Genomic DNA, 17,505 nt, shown 5'->3' on the forward strand with positions numbered 1-17,505 from the left:
TCGATTGACATCATCATCACCGCGACCTCAGCGGACGGTTCTCAATCCCACGAGACCTTTACCGTACAAGTGAGCGATGTGGATGAGTTCGATGTCAGTGCCGTCACCGATACGGATTCAGCCACGAATACAATCGCTGAAAATGCAGCGGCCGGTACCCAGGTGGGGATCACGGCTTCTGCAGCGGATAATGACGCCACCGATACTGTCAGCTACACCGTGAACGACGACCGTTTTGTGATCGATGCCAACGGCGTGGTGACGGTAGCGGATGGCGCCAGCTTCGACGCTGAGACCGAAGGCAGCATTCAATTAACCGTGACGGCAACATCAACGGACGGTTCTCAATCCCACGAGACCTTCACCATACAAGTGAGCGATGTCGATGAGTTCGATGTCAGTGCCGTCACCGATACGAACAGCACTGCGAACACCATTGCCGAGAACGTAACGGCCGGAACGCAGGTGGGGATCACCGCCTCAGCGACTGACAATGACGCGACCAACAACACAGTAACCTATGCCGTGGATGACACCCGCTTCGAGATCGACGCCAATGGCGTAGTGACCGTAGCGGACGGTGCGAGCTTCGACGCCGAGACCGAAGGGGCTATCAACCTAACGATTACAGCGACCTCAACCGATGGCTCATCGTCCAACGAGACCTTCAGTATTACAGTAAGTAATGTTAACGAAGGTCCTGAGCTGGTTAATAATGGCTTAACTATTACCGAAGGACAGACGGTCATTCTGTCGAGTTCTGAATTGTCAGCATCTGATGTAGATACTGATGATTCTCTGCTTCAGCTCACTGTGTCTAATGTACAGAACGGACAATTTGAATTGGTGTCCGATCCTGGTGTTGAGATTTCAACCTTTACTCAGCAGGATATTTCGGATGGCAAGGTTCAATTTGTTCATGACGGTGGTGAGGATGCTCCGTCGTATGATGTATCTGTGAGTGATGGTGAATTTACGGACGGTGGCACTGCCAGCGTTACATTTACTAACACCAATGATGATCCAGAAATTTCACTGAGTTTATTGGATGAAGTGGATGAGAATTCAGCTACTCAAGGTCAGGCTATTGCTAATTATTCGGCAAATGATGCAGAGGGCGCTGTTTTTGTAGACTTCAAGTCTGGAACAAACGACCAAGGCTATTACCAGTTGATTGGCACTACTGTGGTTCTGACGCTTGCTGGTGCTAACTTTGTCAATGCGGGTAATCAACTGCCTGATATTCAATTAACCGTACTGGATGATGATGGTGTTTCTATTGATTCCAGCATTGTTTCACCTGTAGTGAATCTGGTTAATGATGCACCTGTGGTGTCTTCAGTAGATCTTGGAACGATTGTCGAAGACGGTACCTTAGTCATTTCTCAATCTGATTTACTTGCAGGTACAACTGATGAGGAAGGGGGAGTCACTGTAAGTAATCTTCAAGTGACTTCAGGTTCTGGGGTGTTGACTGATAATGGCAATGGTACTTGGACATTTGAACCAAATGATCATTGGAGTGGTGATGTTGAGATCAGTTTTGATGTTATTGATGGTGTTCATACCATTCCGACAACTGCCAGCCTTTCTGTCACTGCATTGGCTGATACGCCGAACTTGAGTGGTCCGAGTAAGATTGTTGAGTTGATTGATCTTTCCGGTAACAACGGCAATGAGAAAGATGGGGTTGTTCAGATTGAGAATGGCACCATTACCTTAAATAGTGAGGATGATAACTCTGAGGTTTCCGCCTCTGAGATTGAGACTGCTTTAGGACTTGCTACAGGGACGTTGGATTCTTTAGCCGACACGACCAGCAATACTAAAGCGGTTGATGGTTCGTTCTATCAAAAAACATTTGATGCACAGGCGGGTGATGTTCTTACCTTTAACTGGGATTTCATCGACCCTGAAGCGGCCAATGGATATGACACCAGCATATACAACGATTATGCGATTGTTGTTATTAATGGGCAGCCTGTGATTCTTGAGCAAACCAATGATGATGAGCAGGGTACTGCAACCTACACCTATCAGGTGACTGAGACAGGGCCTTTAACTCTTGGATTTGCCGTAATTAATGTGGGTGATAACCAATTTGATTCACAGTTAATCCTATCTGATTTGCAGTTAGCAGGTACTGCTGTACAGGTAGAGACTGCAGAAATAGCAGTGGATATTGCTTCCTCTTTGGTGGATCAGGATGGTTCAGAATCTTTAGTTGTATCATTAACTGGCTTCCCGGAAGGTACTACGTTCAGCCAAGGTGAGTTGGTTGGAGGAAATTGGGTTATTGATTTAGATTCGGATTCTATCGAAGGTCTTACTATGACTTTGCCTGTCCCTGCGAGTGATTTTGATCTACAGGTTACGGCAACTTCTACAGATAGTAATGGTTCTACGGCGGAAACAGATCTGACAATTCCTGTATCAGTGTTTGATACCAGTGGTTCTGACAGTGCTCAAGTTGGTCTGCAAGGCAGTTATTATGGCTTTAACCGAGTTGAATTCGGTAACAACAATATCGAAAGCATTAGCGAAGCGCGTACGGTCATTAATAATCAACCTATCGATGCCACCTTTACCGCAACGACTCTCGACTATAGTTATGGTTCTGGTGATGATTTGGCTCGTAATAATCATCTACAGGAGTTTTTGGGAGCGGATGCTGATTCATTGTCTAGTGATCCAAGTAACAGAGAGCATGCCTTACTGCACATGGAAGGTAAGATCTACTTGACCGAAGGGACGTATGCTTTCCAGGTAACTGCAGACGATGGCTATCAAATCCTGATTGATGGTGTTTCTGTTGCTGAATACGATGGTAACCAAGGTGCTACGACCCGTAATCCTGACAATTACTCGAATGGTCACGTGTATTTCGATATCGATACTGCAGGCGCTCATGACATTGAAATCATCTATTGGGATCAGGGTGGAGCGTATCAGTTCCGTGCAGAAATCACTGATGATAATGGTCAGACATGGAATACGTTGGACGGTCAATATTTAAGAAGCTCTGAGACGAATGCTGACATGCTTGTGGGCGATGATTCAGCTAATGAGTTGGTTGGTCTCTTGGTGGATGACAATATCTTTGGTCAGGATGGAAACGATACCATTATCGGTAATGCAGGTGATGATTATCTTTCCGGCGGGCAGGGTAGTGATACCTTTGTGTGGGAATCGGGTGACGACGGTACCGTTAGTGATGTTGCTGTTGATGTCATCAAAGACTTCCAGACAGGCCAGAACGGTGACGTTCTCGATCTTTCTGATTTGTTGATTGATGAGCAAAACAACTCACTGGAACAGTACTTGAGCTTTGAAAGCGATGGTATGAATACAGTGGTGAGTGTAAAAGCGGATGGTACTAATGTGACTCAGAAAATCACTCTGGAAGGCGTGAATCTGACAGGTCCGGATGCCGATATCATTAATCAACTTATTCAGGATGGTAATTTGGATGTGGATCAGTAATGATCCACTCCTTTTGATTCCGATGAAGTCTGTGAATTTCAGACAATAAAAAAGGAGCCTAAATATCGGCTCCTTTTTTATGTGGTGTATTTATACCGGAATGTCCTCAACGGCTCTAAAGCATATCGTCGTCGCTCAAGAGAGAAGGGTTTTCCTGATTGAGCAGAGAACGTAGTTTCTGACGAGAAACCAGTTTTTGCTGAACGGCATCTGGTAGATCAGTGAATAAGATCACTTGTTTTTCGATCAGAACCTGAATCAGATCTTCCGCAACCCGAGCTAATTCGCTGTCCGATTCTCTCAGTGCTTTAAGCGCTTCATCCTGATCTGGTTCCATCCCTAGGAAGCTCACAACCTCTGGATCTGTAGTGGGAAGATATTCATCATGGTCCCCCTCTCGCTGAGAGGTTAATGCAATGATATTTCCTTGGGCATCGCGTTTTATAAAAGGCATGAGAATATCTTCCTGATCTGTTTTTAGGAGAACTTTTTACCAGGTGGTAATTGTTCTGCTTCAGGTGCTTTCACTTCTAATGAATTTAATAAGCGACCTAGCGCACGTAATACCTGATACTTTGAAAGTGTCAGTTCACTTTGGGCTTGGACGTATTGGTTCTTAGCACGAAGAAGCTCATTCTCTGAATCTAGCACATCCAGCAGACTGCGTTGACCGATGCGAAACTGTTGCTCGTAAGCTTTCTGTGTTTCTTGGGTAGATTCAACGTAGTCTTTTAGATAGGCCACTCGATTGTCTGAGGATTTGTAGGCATTCCAGGCAACTTCCGAGTTTTTACGAACTTCACGAAGTTGTGCATCCAGCTCGTATTGAGATTTCTCATATTGGCTCATGGCCTGGCGCTGGCTGGCATCGGTGAAGCCACCCTGGAATAGGTTGTATTCCATTTTTAGCATGATGTAGGCATCGTCATTACGTCCGGCTGAACCGTCCAGGTTGTTGTTCCAAGACGCACCGGATTCGATGAAGAAATTAGGGTAATAGTCACCTTCTACCGCTTCTACATTCATCTCTTGCGCTTTTACCTGATGACGGCCTGAAAGAACCGATGGGTGGTTAGCCAATGCAAGATCAATCGCCTCGCCCTTGTTCTGTGGCAAATCGTAGTCAAAATACGGCATGTTGGTTAATTCAGGTGGGTTCACTCCAACTAGCTCGTAGTATTGGCTTTCTGCGTCGTACAAGTTGTTCAGCGCCGTCTCTAAGTTAGAACGGGCCAGGGCCAAACGTGCACGGATTTGACTGATGTTGGCTTTGTTGTCGGCACCCGACTTTACTCGCATTTGAATTTGGTCGTAAATGCGTTGATGTGACAACAGGTTTTCTTTACTGTTTTTGACAACCTGATTTGATTCAACAACAGCAATGTAGGCATTAACAACGCGAATAGCGACATCTTCAGCGACTTCAATCAACTGATAATCTGCCGCATCCAAACGAGATTGCTCTCTGGCTCGTTCACTTTGCATTTTAAAGCCATCAAAGAGGTTTTGAGTAACCAAAACTTGAGCTTCACGACGCTTCAGTGTTTCTGAACCACCGCCAGCAACAGTGCGTGTCGTATTGTTTTCGCTGTTTTCAGGGCCGATACCTGCAGAAAGTAAAATCTGCGGTAAATAGCGTGAATAGGCTTTTTGTTCTTCATCGCGAACGGTTGCGTGTTCTTTTATCTGAGCCTGAACTTCTGGATGGTTCTTAATCGCAACACGGATGGATTCTTCCAAACTGTTCGCTAGAGAAAGATTACTCAAGCCAAACAAGCCTGTCAGACTGAATACAGTAAAGGCTTTTTTAAACCTTAAAGAGGCATTTTTCGATTTGTTAGTCATGGTTGTATCCGGAACAATTTATAAATTGTTTTTATAGTTCAGTATTAATTCGGTTCTGTTTTTAATAGATAACTTTTCGTAAATAGCAGAAAGATGTGCTTTGACGGTTCTTTCTGAAATGTTCAGGTTCGATGCAATTTCTTTGTTGCTGATACCTGTTATAACTTCTTTTGCGACAGAGACTTCTTTAGGGGTTAGTTGATTAAGTGCTGCTGTGTTCGAGCTTGCTAACCCTTGCTTTAAGCCTTCTACAATGGATGCGCCAAGCCATACATCACCGGCTTTAACCAGGTTGATGGCGGCGATCATGCGATCTCTGTGGCTGTATAGGTTTCCGTAACCTCTATAGCCGTGTTGTAACGCTTCTATTCCCTCATTAAAGCTTGGGGTGGGGGTCAATAGAATAACGTTAAAGCCTTCTTTAAAGAGCTCGGCGCGCACTATATCACAGAGTGTTTTTTGTTCAATCAAAACTAAATTTGTTTTGTGCTGTGAAAGCACCAACAAGGCTTCGTCTTTGGTGTTTGCACAATGAAGGTTAAACTCACTTCTAAGTTGATCGACTAAAAAATCTTCAATATCTGAAGACGCAATCAGGATTACATCTGTTTTGATCGTATGGGTTAGCTGAGCACTCATTTTTCCGTCAGTGCCCTCTCTTTGGCTTTGAAGATAGGTTTAAGCAAGTAATCCATGATGGTTTTTTTGCCCGTCAGAATATCTACATTCGTTGTCATCCCTGGAATGATGGGTAATTCCTGGGAATCTTCACCCAAGAAACTCCGATCGGTTTTAACCCGAACCAGGTAATAACTTTCGTCTTTCTCATTGGTGATTGAGTCGGCACTAATGTGAACGACGGAACCTTCCAGACCTCCGTAAATGGCAAAGTCATAGGCAGTGAACTTCACAATCGCTGGCTGGCCAGGGTAAATTCGGGCGATATCGGCCGGTCTGACTTTAGCTTCGATAAGCAGTGAATCTTCGATTGGTACAATGCTCAGGATATCCATACCCGGTTGCAGTACACCACCAACGGTATTGACCATGATTTGTTTAATGGTGCCTTTTACTGGCGAGCGTACGGCTGTGCGGGTGACTTTGTCTTCAAGCGCATCCTCCGATTGAGATAATCGGGACAGTTCAGCGGTGACTTCGGAAAGCTCTGAGTAAGCTTCACTTTGGTGTTTTAACGAGAGTTCAGAGAGTTTACTTTCCAGCTCTCCAATTTGAGCATTTAGAACCGGAGTCGACAGATTAAGAGAGCTGATTTGGGTCTCAAGACGAACCACTTCTTTTTCTGCACGAATAATCTCCACTTCTGAAACGGCGCCACTTTCCGCCAGTGGAATCAGAATGTTCAGTTCTTTTTCAGCGAGTTTTAAAGATCGTGAGGTTTGTTTTTTCTCGGCTTCGATTTGCGCGAGTTCAGCTCGGGTTTGAGATACCTGCTTCAAAATTGTCGCTTTCTGGGCGTTTAATTGATTTTGACGTTTTAGGAACAGTCCTCGTTCCTGCTGAACAAAACTCATCGCGTCTTCAGGAATATCATAGGGAAGGGCGATACTGTCATGTCCTTGCGATTCAGCGGTCAAACGTGCGGCTCTGGCTTGGAGTTCAAAGTAACGAAGCTTTGTTTCTTGAAACGATGATTGAAATTGGGTGTCATCAATCTTTACCAGAACATCCCCTTTATTCACCAATTGACCTTCTGACACCAGCATGTCGGAAATGATGCCGCCTTCGAGGTTTTGAATGACCTGGAGTTGTTGAGAGGGAATTACCTTGCCTTCACCTCGGGCAATTTCATCCACTTCAGCAAGATACGCCCAGCCAATAATGATGCTTAAAAAAGTGAAGATAGACCAAAGCAAAAGTCGGGACTTAAACGGCGTTTGTTCTTCCATTGCCGCGCGGTTGGGTAGCATGTAGGCGATGTCGAGATCTTTTGTACGCTTGTATCCGGATTTGAGCATGCTGTGTTATGCCTCCGACCCGGTTTGTTGTACGGAGCGTAATAAACCTCGTTTCAACGCGTCCATTACCTGTGCTTTAGGACCATCGGCAATGATGTGGCCTTGATCGAGCACAATAATCCGATCGACTAAATTCAACAGGGATGCACGGTGGGTGCTCAAAATTAAGGTCTTATCCGTTAGATGCTTCTGGAATTGCTGAATCATCGCTTGCTCGGTTTGGTTGTCCATGGCACTGGTACATTCATCCATGAATACGATCGGCGGATCATTGACCAGAGATCTGGCAATAGCGAGCTGTTGACGTTGGCCGCCGGAGAGCCCTTCTCCGCGTTCGCCGATGCTCATGCTATACCCTTCAGGATGATGGTTTGCAAAGTCTGATAAGAGCGAGATGTCAGAAACTCTGAGTATTTCCTCATCTGGCGAATAGGGCGCTTTGAGCGAAATGTTTTCTCGTAAGGTGCCACGGAATACCTGAATGTCCTGAGGAACATAAGCAATGTTGTTTCGGAAGTCGCTAGGGTTAATTTGTTTTTGATCCAGCCCATCCAACAAAATTTGACCTTGAGAGGGCGTAAACAGCCCCATCAGTAATTTACCCAGCGTTGACTTCCCAGAACCCACCTTACCAATCAGGGCAACACGTTCACCTGCGTTAATTTTAATATTAATTTTGGATAAGGTCGGTTGGGATTGGCCCGGGTAGGCAAAGTACACCTCTTTAAATTCAACATTGCCTTGAAGATCAGGACGGTAGATATAACGGCTGTCGTGGAGCTGATCATCCGGCAGGCTAATGATTTGATTTAAGGACGTAATGGCTTGTTTGGTCTGCTCAAACTGGGCAATCAGATTGGCCGCTTGTGCCATAGGCGCAACGGCACGACTACCTAAAAGTACACAGGCGATTAGTGCGCCCATGCTCATCTCATGTTCGCTGATTTGATACACGCCGATAATGACGATGGATACACCCACCAGTTGCGTGAAAAAGCCTGAAAACTGGCTGACGGAATTAGAAATTCGGCGAATGTTTACCTGGCTTTTGCTCAGAAAGGCAACGTTTTCTTCCCATTGGCTTTGTCTTTGGCCTTCTGCGTTAAATGCTCGAATGGTCTCTATCGATTGAATGGATTCAATCAAGTTGGCATTTTTTTGAACGTGCGCCATTTGTGTTTTTTCAATGGCCCGTTTTAGCGGCCACTGAGCATAATAACCGTAACTCAGGATGAGTAGTGCCGCGACAATAGGGGCTAAAACAATCGGACCACCTAAGGAAAATATGACAATCAAAAACAGGATTGCAAACGGAAAGTCGACTAACGTGGTGATTGTTATCGAACTGAAGAAGTTTCGAACATGGTCGAACTCACGAATGTTTTGAGCGAATCCGCCAACGGAAGGAGGCAGGTGTTGAAAGTGAATACCCAGCGCTTTCTGAAACAGTTTGGCACTGAGGATAACATCCAGCTTTTTACCTGCGACTTCAATGAAGTGAGTACGTAAGCTCTTAATGATGAAATCAAAAATAAAAACGATCGCTATACCGCTGGCTAGCACCCACAGGGTTTCGATTGCATTGTTAGGCACGACCCGGTCATAGACGTTCATGACAAATAAAGGATTGGCCAGCACAAACAAGTTGATCATGATGCTGGCGAGAATCACATCTCTGTAGATACTTTTCGAGTAGCGTAGGGTATTAACCACCCATCGTTTAGCTTGATTGGCGTCTTTCTTCGATTGCTCTTCTTTAGTTAATTCGTGCTTGATGGTGAATTGGGGCTTGATGTAGAGACACTGACCAATGTAGGTCATGTTGAGCTCTTTGATCGATAGAGAGATGTGTTCCTCTCCATCGGCTTTCGACGGATCAATAATGGTACATGCGTCATTTTCGTTATCTTTCGCTGTCAGAACGACGGCTTTGTGATCTTCGAGCAAAAGTACGCAAGGTAACACCTCAGAGGGAATATCTACTAGTGAACGCGTAATCAGTGAGGCGCTAAAATCGATACGTTCACACGCACGAATAAAGAGGCTGGGTGTAAGCTGATTATCTACTAGAGGGAGTCCTGCAATTAACGAACTCGGCGAATGAGGTCGATGCAATATATGACAGACAGCAGATAGGCAACCTAACAACATGTCATTGTTATTGTAAGATATCGCCACAATTGTATATCCCTTTTTTCTCAAAGGTTACTGTACAAGAAGATCTTTAGGTTTATTGTTATTTTTTGTTATTAGTGAGAGCTGATTAATAGATAATATTTAAGTAATGACCTTCAGTATGGCTATCGGCGTACAATTCCGCCGTGCTATTTCACCTTACAACAAGGGAAAAGCTGAATAAGAGAAGGTGGTCTTTAGTAATTTATCTTAATTGAAAATCAGGCAATTGGATCAGCACTGATGGTTACTTGCTCTTCAGTGATCTCGTTGTAAAAGCAGCTTCTGCGATTGGTGTGACATGCAGGGCCTTTTTGATCCACTTTAAGTAACAGTGTATCGGCATCACAATCAGTTGCCATAGAAATCAGGGTTTGCTGATGGCCTGAACTTTCCCCTTTGCGCCAGTAGGTTTGACGTGAACGGGACCAGTAGCATACTTGCTTGGTTTTCAGTGTTTCTTCAATGGATAATTTGTTCATCCATGCCATCATCAGAACTTCACCGGTATCATGCTGTTGAGCAATGGCGGGAATCAGGCCGTCTGAGTTGTACTTAAGACTGTCGAGTGCTTGCTCAAGGTCAAAGTGGCTACCAGAAGGTTGTTTCTCGATTGCTTTCCAGTCAAGTTTACTCATCAGGAAGTCTCGGTGTTCTAAAGTGAGTGGGGTGGGGATAATAACTGGCTTGAAAGTATCAAGCCAGTCTTAAAGGTATTGATTAGCGGTGAAGATGTGGTTGGAAACCACCTTCTACGCCTTTAGTAGTAATACTAACTGCGTCATGAGCATGAAGGCTCTCGTAGTGTTCAACGCGTAGCCAGAAGTCCAGGTAGTCTGACTGTTGATTCAATGCATTTTTAACACGACGAGCGGCGTCTTCTACAAACATCAGGTTATGGCCATTCAGACGAGCGAACTCTTGTTCGTCTTCACGTTTAACGGCGGTTTGAACCGGTGTTTGCAAGGCATTTTCGATGACATTCACCAATTCAGAGATAGGGAATAGTTCAACCGACTCATCCAGGCGTACAACCACATGAGCAGTACTTCTCTGACTGTGTGGCGTAGCGAACGTACCTTTTTCTGAACGTAACCAGCTTTCCACTTCATCTACAGAGATATCGGCACGACCATCAAAGTCTTTGCTGAATTGTTCCTGGATAAGTTGTCTTGCTAATGCCGCAGAACACGGACAAGTAGATGAGTATGGCACTTTTACCGAAAGCTCAATCACAACCTTTCCGTTTTCCAGAAAACCATTCACGGTAACAGGGTAGTCTTTCCAGCCTGCAAACTGGCTTTTAAGTGCTGGCTTCTTGATTAGATAGTCGAAATCGATGTTTAGATTGGCACAATCACTGATGTCATGATGACTGTCCAGTAAGTGTGATAAGAATTCACGAAGACCTGCGACGGTGACAACTTCTTTCTCTGCATATTGCATCAACAATAGATACAAACGAGACATGTGGATGCCTTTAACCTGAGGGTTGTTCAGGTTTACATACGTTTGTACTTTAGCATCAATGCGTTGTTCAGGTTCGTTAACATCTTTAATAACGAGAGGTAGAGCGATCCCGCTCATTCCTACCCAATCCAAAGTTGTACTATGGCTTGAACGACTGGTAAGGGCCACATCTGGCAGGGCTTTTTCGGAAGCAGGGTTGGTCACTGACTTAGGTATCCTATGTTAGTGTGATAGGGCGCATATCCAATAAATAATAAGGATAGTTGATCGAACCCAGTGTAAAAACAATCGCGGTATGCTATACGAAAGTACCGGGATCAGCAAGAAGCGACCCCGGCCAAAGTGATAGTAATTATTGATAAGTTTAATTGAAAACGCTAATGGAACTAAGGGAGCCTTTAGCGGAAAGGCCCTTGGTTATTTCTTTAGAAGCAGTTCTTTGACGTCATTACCGTGCATAGGTTTGGCATAGAAGAAGCCTTGTACTTCATCACAACCCAGTTCCACCAAGACCTTGGTTTGTTCTTCGTCCTCAACACCTTCTGCAATGACTTGCAGATTGAGTTCGTGGCCCATCTTAATAATCAAGGACACAATGGTTTTGTCTCCCTGATTACTTTCAACGCGACGAATGAAGGAGCGGTCAATTTTGACTCGATCTACAGGCAAGCGTTGAAGATAGCTCAAGGACGAATAACCCGTACCAAAATCGTCGATTGCAACCGTAATGCCTTCTAAACGAAGCATGGATAGTTGATCGATGAATACCATTGCATCTTCGGAGAGCATGGATTCGGTGATCTCAAGTTCAAGATACTTAGGGTTAATGCCTGTGTCTTGAATGGTCTGATAGACAAAATCAAGGAAGCTTGGATCTTTGAATTGGCGCATCGAGATATTAACCGCCACTCGAAGGGGAGGCAGCCCTTCAGAAATCCACTTCACTTGTTGTTCGCAGGCTGTTTTTAGTACCCACTCACCAATATGAACGATTTGTCCTGAGTCTTCTGCCGCAGGAATGAAATCCATCGGAGAGATAATAGTGCCGTCCGGTTTAAACCAACGAACCAAGGCTTCAACACCAATGTACTGCTGGGTTTTCAGGCAGTACTGAGGTTGATAGAAGAGCACCATTTCGTCATTCTCTAATGCACCTTTCAATTCTTTGATCACATTCAGGCGGCGTTTTAATTGCTCATGCATTGCCGGATCAAAGAATTGATGTTTGCCTTTGGTATTACTCTTCGCATATTTCAGCGCAATACCTGCATTTTTGAACAACTCATTTGCATTATCATCACAGTTGTCGGTGGCTGCGACACCAGCGGATATAGAAATTGGAAGTTCGTTATCTCCAATACGCAGTGTTGTTTCAAATGCCTTATAAAGTTGTCTGGGAATTAGCTCTAGATCTTCTTCTGAGGTTTGAGCGATAAAGACACCAAAGGTGTCTCCGCTAACACGACCTATTAGGGCGTTAGGGTAGGTCGACGTTAATCGTTTGGCGACCATTTTGATAACCGAATTACCGGTATCGTGACCCAATCCATCATTTACCGCTTGGAAATTATCGATATCAATCAGCAGTAATAAGTGTGATTGACTATTAGAATCTAAAAGTTCCTGGATTTGAGTTAGGAAACCGTTTCGATTTTTTAAACGCGTCAGGTTATCCAGGAAGGCAATTTCATTAATGTGTTCAAAGAGGTACGTATTTTCAAGAGATGTAGCTATTTGAACACCAAATACCGCTAACAATTTCTTGTTCACAAATTCCAGTTCAGCCTGAGTTTTGCCTGAAATAACAATTTTGTGTCCGGACGGAGATTTGGTGAACAGACAAATATGATTACCATCAAGAAGACTGCTTTCGTTGGAGAACGCTTCCTGAATGGATTCTGCAATTGAGTCGTTCAGGTCACTGACTCTCGTATTGGCTTCGATGTCGATGGCATTGCCGGATGCTAAAACAACCGCATCTACATTATCCCCTGCGTTATGCATTCCGCATACTAAAACGTTTTCTGGTGCACATTTAGATAAAAAGGCGAACGGCTCAATGACATCGTTTGAAAGACCAGAAATGCTTCTTTCCTGGAACAGCTCACGTGAACTCTTAACAATGTATTCAAGGCCGGACTGACCTGTTTCCATTGCTTTGATTTGTTCGTAAGAGCGAAGCGCTGAGGTTAGCGCAGTAATCAGTTTGGTGCGGGTTAACTCACTCTTGGCTTTATAGTCATTGATGTCGTATTTACTGATGACTTCCAGTTCTGGTGCGTAGCCCGGTTGTCCTGTACGAAGGATAATTCGTACAGAGTTGTTTTTGATCTCGTCACGGATATAGCCAACCAATTCAAGACCGGCGTTTTCTGTTTCCATTACGACATCGAGAAGAATACAAGCAATATCATTCTCTGCTTTTAAGATTTCACGGGCTTCTTGCCCGGAAAAAGCAGAAATGATTTCTAGAGGCTTACCTTCAAAGACAAAGCCTTGCAAAGCAAAAGTTGTTGCCTTGTGCATTTGCTGTTCGTCATCGACCACGAGCATTTTCCATGGCGCCGAAGAGGTTTCAACGGGGGCTTCATGGTGGTCATCCTCAAAAACTATTAGCTCGTCCTGCGGTGATAGCTGCTGTGTCATATAGTTATTTTATCCTTGAGCCTCATCCGATATTGGTGCAACTTTTGGAATCGTCACGATAAATTTTGTACCTTTACCTTCATCACTTTCAAGTGATAGAGAACCGCCAAGTATCTTCACGGTTATATTGTGAACCAGATTCAAACCTAGTCCTGTACCACCTTCGCCCATCTTAGTTGTAAAAAACGGGTCGAATACTTTTTTCTGAAGCTCTGTCGGGATGCCTTTCCCGTTGTCTTCAAAAATAATTTGTATCTTATCATCAGGTAGCTGTTTTGCATTAATTAGCATAGTTCCCGCTTGATCATCGGTAAAGGCATGATTAACCGAGTTTGTGAAAAAGTTCGTTACGACTTGCCCTAATGGACCAGGGAAGCTGTCCAAAGAAATACCGGACGCAATATCGATGCTAATGGAATGACGAGTGTGTTTAAGTCTTGGTACCAAGGTTGAGATCACTTCTTCGAGAACCGTTTTCAAATCAAAGGTTCGTCGTTGTGAGCTGGTTTGGTCGGCGGCCACTTGTTTGAAGTTTTGAACCAGGTGAACGGCGCTGGTTAAGCTTGAATTCAGAAGGGAGGAGGCTTCTTCCACGCCATCTATAAAGGTAACCAGAGAGGACTTCTTAAGTTGGCCGCTTTCAAACTCTTCCCGGAAGTGTTTGGATCTATCAAGTAGTGCACTCGACACCGTGACACTGCTACCAATTGGAGTATTAATTTCATGGGCAACGCCTGCAACCAAACGTCCTAGTGATGCCAGTTTTTCCGTTTGAACCAGGGTATCCTGAGCAAGTTCGAGATCTGAAAGCGCTTTTTCGGCGCGTTCTCTGGCTTCCTGAATTTTGGCTTCACTGCGTTTACGCTCACTGATGTCCTGAAGAACGATAACGTGCCCTTGTGCATTACCTTGAGAGTCAAACAAAGGCGCGGCTGAATACATTAGTGTCATGCCGATAGTGCCGGTGTTTTGGCCTAAATGTGAGGCGACCGTTAATTCCCCTTTGATTTGGGTGTCTTTTAACGTTTCATCCAAAGGCAGGTCTTTGATGATGCCGGTCAGCGGTTGATTGATGACCTGTAATTTTTCGATATGAACCAGCTCATTAAACGAAGGATTACAATCCACGATATCTCGTGCTTTGTTTAAATAAACGATCGGGCTAGGAATACCGTTAAGTAAGGTTCGTTGAAAACTGAGCTGATCCTGTAAGTTCTTTTCGAACTTTTCCTGTAGGCGTTGTATGGAGTTATACGCCTGGATGAAATGACCTAGCTCATCCTCAGTTTGCCAGTCAAAATATTCCCGTTGACCTGTTCGTTCGAAGACTTCGATTGAGTCCATTACTTTACGGATCGGTTTAATAATGGTTATGCCGAAGCCAAAAAAGATCATTACTGTGAGCGTACCAGATAACAGACACAGCAGCAGAAGCTGAGTAAGAATATTTTCTCTCAGATCTTGTTGATCCGGGGATAGGTCGAAATGAATTTCAAGTTTTCCTAGCGTATCTGTTTCTAAATCCGCTTCGTGAACAATCGAGCGTTTGCTGACATAGACGTTTTCAGAACTGGGTGGGCATTCTTTGTTGAAATCAAATTCATTGGGCCCGAGAACGGACTCCAATCGAATACAAACAACGCGCTCTTCACGACTGATGGTTTCAAGAATGGCTTTTACACTGCTGGATTCCAAATACCACAGTGGGCGTTCCAGTAATTGTGTTGAGCGGGTAATGAAGCGATCGGCTTCACTTTTGAGAATTCGTTTGGACTCTGAAACCGTCGTTAACGCAAACACCAACACGAACAGACTGGTAATCAGTAGCATCGGAGGTATCGTAATCAGCAGGAATTTTCCCCGCAACGACCGTTTGCTAAACCAATGCTGCATAAATCTAATATTCCTTTAAAGATCAGTTTGTTGATGTTCAGTTAGATAATGTCGGTTTTCTTTCACAGTCTAGCTGAGATCACTGTTTAATCCACTTCTTAGACTCAGACTCATTTATTATCGATAAATAGATGGAAGGTAAAGTGATTTTTGTGAGTTTTACCGTGCATCTCATTAGCTGATCTTGTCGGAAGAAGTGACAATTTACTTCACTGCCTTCATCAAACCGGGAGAGTAGCTTATCAATGTCTTGTTTTCCGACCATTAATTGATCAATCGCAATAATGATGTCGCCCGCAGAAAGACCGGCTGCCTGTCCTGGCATATTATCCAGCACCTGAACCAATTCCAGACCCATCGCGTGTGGTTTGGTTCTGAGACCTGAGCTGAATGAGGCATCATCCGTTGGTTTCTTCCCGCCTAAGTCTGTAAGGCTACTGCTTTGGTATTCTTGATATTCAATCCCTGCGTTGGACAACAAGCGTTCCAGAGGAAGGTCTTCCGTCGTGTCTAAGGCCTGTGTCAGGTAGTCTGATACATCAACGGACGTAATTTGTTGAATGAGATCTGGCATTTCATTCTCATCGACGCCTTGACCTGTGGATAAGTAACGCTGCCATAGATGTTTTACTACATCGTCCAGAGAACATTGGTGATTACTCTGTTGCTGAATCAGTAAGTCCAGACCTAAGGCAATGAGCGAGCCTTTGGTGTAGTAGCTAACAATGTGATTCGGAGCGCCTTCGTCTTGTTTGTAGAATCTGGTCCAGGTATCAAAGCTGGAGTCTGCTACGGTTTGGCGGAAGCGTCCGTTTTGTCGAATCACACGAGTGATGTCCTGAGCCAGGCATTCAAGGTAGCTGTCCTCAGGGATTATGCCGCTACGAGCAAGGAACAGGTTGTCGTAGTAGGAGGTAACCCCCTCAAACCACCACATGAGGCTGGTATGAACTTCCTGCGACAGATCGTATGGCAGGAAGTTTTGCGGCTTAATACGTTTCACATTCCAGGTATGGAAGTATTCGTGGCTGCACAAACCAAGATAGGTACGATAACCGTCAGTGATCTTGGTATCCTGCTTGTGTGGTAAATCAGAACGGTTAGCAATCAAACTGGTTGATGCTCTGTGTTCCAAGCCGCCATAGCCTTGATCCACCACCAACGTCATGAACAGGTAGTAATCCATCGGTGCGGGAGTGCCAAAGAAATTAATCTGATATTCGCAGATGACTTTTAAATCCTGACAGAGTCGTTCCATGTCCGCATAGTGTTTACCCACAAGAACAACATCGTGTTGTACACCGCAAGCCTCAAAGCTGGCTAAGGTGAAATCAGAAATTTCTACCGGGTGGTCAATCAGGTCATCGTAATTATCGGCATGGTATAAACCGAACTGATACCGATCGTGGTCCACTGGTTTTAAAGAGGTTGCCACTTTCCAGTCGGAACAATAGGCATAACTTGGAGTAGGAATGTCGAGAAGACATGGCTGGTCTTCTTGTCCAATGACTTCTAAAAACAAACTTGTGCCATTGAAGTAAGCGTGTGTTTGATCAAAGTGTGCACTGCGAACGGATAAGTCCCAAGCGTACACAATATAACTAACGCGGATCGCTTTCTGATTGGTTTGAATCAACCATGTGGATTTATCTTGTTTCTCTACGGTCAATCTTTGTTCGGTCGCTACATCAATGGCCTGAAGTTCCACAACATTCTTTGCAAAGTCTCGAATCATGTAGCTACCAGGAATCCATGCAGGTAGGCGGAGAGTTTGCTGTTCGGCTGGCTGTTCAATATCCAGATGTACCAGAAAACGGTGAGCATAGGGTTCAGAAAGTTCTACGGTGTAACGAATTGAATAAGGAGATTGAACAGATAGGGACATGGTAACGACACCGTAAATTATGAATATTCAAAGAGTTATAGACGTTTTATAAGTTCTAGGTCGCTTTTTCAAGCCATTTGCTAAACTTGATTCTATAAACTTTAGACAGAGTTTCTTTAATCTGAATGAAAA

At 44.4% G+C, this 17,505-nt stretch carries 11 protein-coding genes; 1 reads left to right on the forward strand and 10 read right to left on the reverse strand.

What is annotated here, in order from left to right; translation table 11 throughout:
* Nucleotides 1-3,483: cadherin-like domain-containing protein (locus tag QQL66_RS05840; protein WP_284379868.1), on the forward strand; the 3,483-nt coding region annotated here is incomplete at its 5' end.
* A gap of 115 nt (nt 3,484-3,598) precedes the next feature.
* Here QQL66_RS05840 and QQL66_RS05845 read toward each other — a convergent pair.
* From QQL66_RS05845 to QQL66_RS05890, 10 genes are all read right to left on the reverse strand, one after another.
* Nucleotides 3,599-3,937: a tryptophan synthase subunit beta like protein gene (locus tag QQL66_RS05845; protein ID WP_284379870.1), complete on the reverse strand. Its 339-nt coding sequence runs from the start codon at nt 3,935-3,937 to the stop codon at nt 3,599-3,601.
* Nucleotides 3,938-3,960: 23 nt separating this feature from the next.
* Complete coding sequence (locus QQL66_RS05850; RefSeq protein WP_284379872.1) at nt 3,961-5,328, reverse strand: TolC family outer membrane protein; 1,368 nt, start codon at nt 5,326-5,328, stop codon at nt 3,961-3,963.
* A gap of 18 nt (nt 5,329-5,346) precedes the next feature.
* Nucleotides 5,347-5,967, reverse strand: a complete 621-nt coding sequence (locus QQL66_RS05855) for a response regulator transcription factor (RefSeq protein ID WP_284379874.1) — start codon at nt 5,965-5,967, stop codon at nt 5,347-5,349.
* Complete coding sequence (locus QQL66_RS05860) at nt 5,964-7,304, reverse strand: HlyD family type I secretion periplasmic adaptor subunit (protein WP_284379877.1); 1,341 nt, start codon at nt 7,302-7,304, stop codon at nt 5,964-5,966. Before QQL66_RS05860 ends, QQL66_RS05855 begins: the two co-directional genes overlap by 4 nt.
* A 6-nt stretch (nt 7,305-7,310) precedes the next feature.
* On the reverse strand, nt 7,311-9,482 hold the full coding sequence (locus QQL66_RS05865) for a type I secretion system permease/ATPase (RefSeq protein WP_284379880.1): 2,172 nt from the start codon (nt 9,480-9,482) through the stop codon (nt 7,311-7,313).
* 218 nt (nt 9,483-9,700) lie between these two features.
* The gene (gene hisI / locus QQL66_RS05870) at nt 9,701-10,117 is read right to left on the reverse strand and encodes a phosphoribosyl-AMP cyclohydrolase (protein ID WP_284379884.1); all 417 of its coding nucleotides are present in this window, start codon (nt 10,115-10,117) and stop codon (nt 9,701-9,703) included.
* 82 nt (nt 10,118-10,199) lie between these two features.
* Complete coding sequence (folE2, locus tag QQL66_RS05875) at nt 10,200-11,153, reverse strand: GTP cyclohydrolase FolE2 (protein WP_284379887.1); 954 nt, start codon at nt 11,151-11,153, stop codon at nt 10,200-10,202.
* A 213-nt stretch (nt 11,154-11,366) separates the two neighbouring features.
* Complete coding sequence (locus QQL66_RS05880; protein WP_284379889.1) at nt 11,367-13,595, reverse strand: bifunctional diguanylate cyclase/phosphodiesterase; 2,229 nt, start codon at nt 13,593-13,595, stop codon at nt 11,367-11,369.
* A gap of 9 nt (nt 13,596-13,604) precedes the next feature.
* Nucleotides 13,605-15,488, reverse strand: coding sequence for a sensor histidine kinase (locus QQL66_RS05885; protein ID WP_284379891.1), 1,884 nt, complete (start codon nt 15,486-15,488; stop codon nt 13,605-13,607).
* Between the two features lie 79 nt (nt 15,489-15,567).
* Complete coding sequence (locus tag QQL66_RS05890; protein WP_284379894.1) at nt 15,568-17,373, reverse strand: M61 family metallopeptidase; 1,806 nt, start codon at nt 17,371-17,373, stop codon at nt 15,568-15,570.
* Nucleotides 17,374-17,505: the final 132 nt, after the last annotated feature.

It is taken from the genome of Litoribrevibacter albus (assembly GCF_030159995.1).
GTDB lineage: Bacteria > Pseudomonadota > Gammaproteobacteria > Pseudomonadales > Litoribrevibacteraceae > Litoribrevibacter > Litoribrevibacter albus.

Excerpts from the sequence above, each read along its gene's own strand:
- hisI (WP_284379884.1), bottom strand. The coding sequence starts at position 10,117 with ATGAGTAAACTTGACTGGAAAGCAATCGAGAAACAACCTTCTGGTAGC.
- QQL66_RS05890 (WP_284379894.1), bottom strand. The coding sequence starts at position 17,373 with ATGTCCCTATCTGTTCAATCTCCTTATTCAATTCGTTACACCGTAGAA.
- QQL66_RS05855 (WP_284379874.1), bottom strand. The coding sequence starts at position 5,967 with ATGAGTGCTCAGCTAACCCATACGATCAAAACAGATGTAATCCTGATT.
- QQL66_RS05845 (WP_284379870.1), bottom strand. The coding sequence starts at position 3,937 with ATGCCTTTTATAAAACGCGATGCCCAAGGAAATATCATTGCATTAACC.
- QQL66_RS05860 (WP_284379877.1), bottom strand. The coding sequence starts at position 7,304 with ATGCTCAAATCCGGATACAAGCGTACAAAAGATCTCGACATCGCCTAC.
- QQL66_RS05880 (WP_284379889.1), bottom strand. The coding sequence starts at position 13,595 with ATGACACAGCAGCTATCACCGCAGGACGAGCTAATAGTTTTTGAGGAT.
- QQL66_RS05850 (WP_284379872.1), bottom strand. The coding sequence starts at position 5,328 with ATGACTAACAAATCGAAAAATGCCTCTTTAAGGTTTAAAAAAGCCTTT.
- QQL66_RS05885 (WP_284379891.1), bottom strand. The coding sequence starts at position 15,488 with ATGCAGCATTGGTTTAGCAAACGGTCGTTGCGGGGAAAATTCCTGCTG.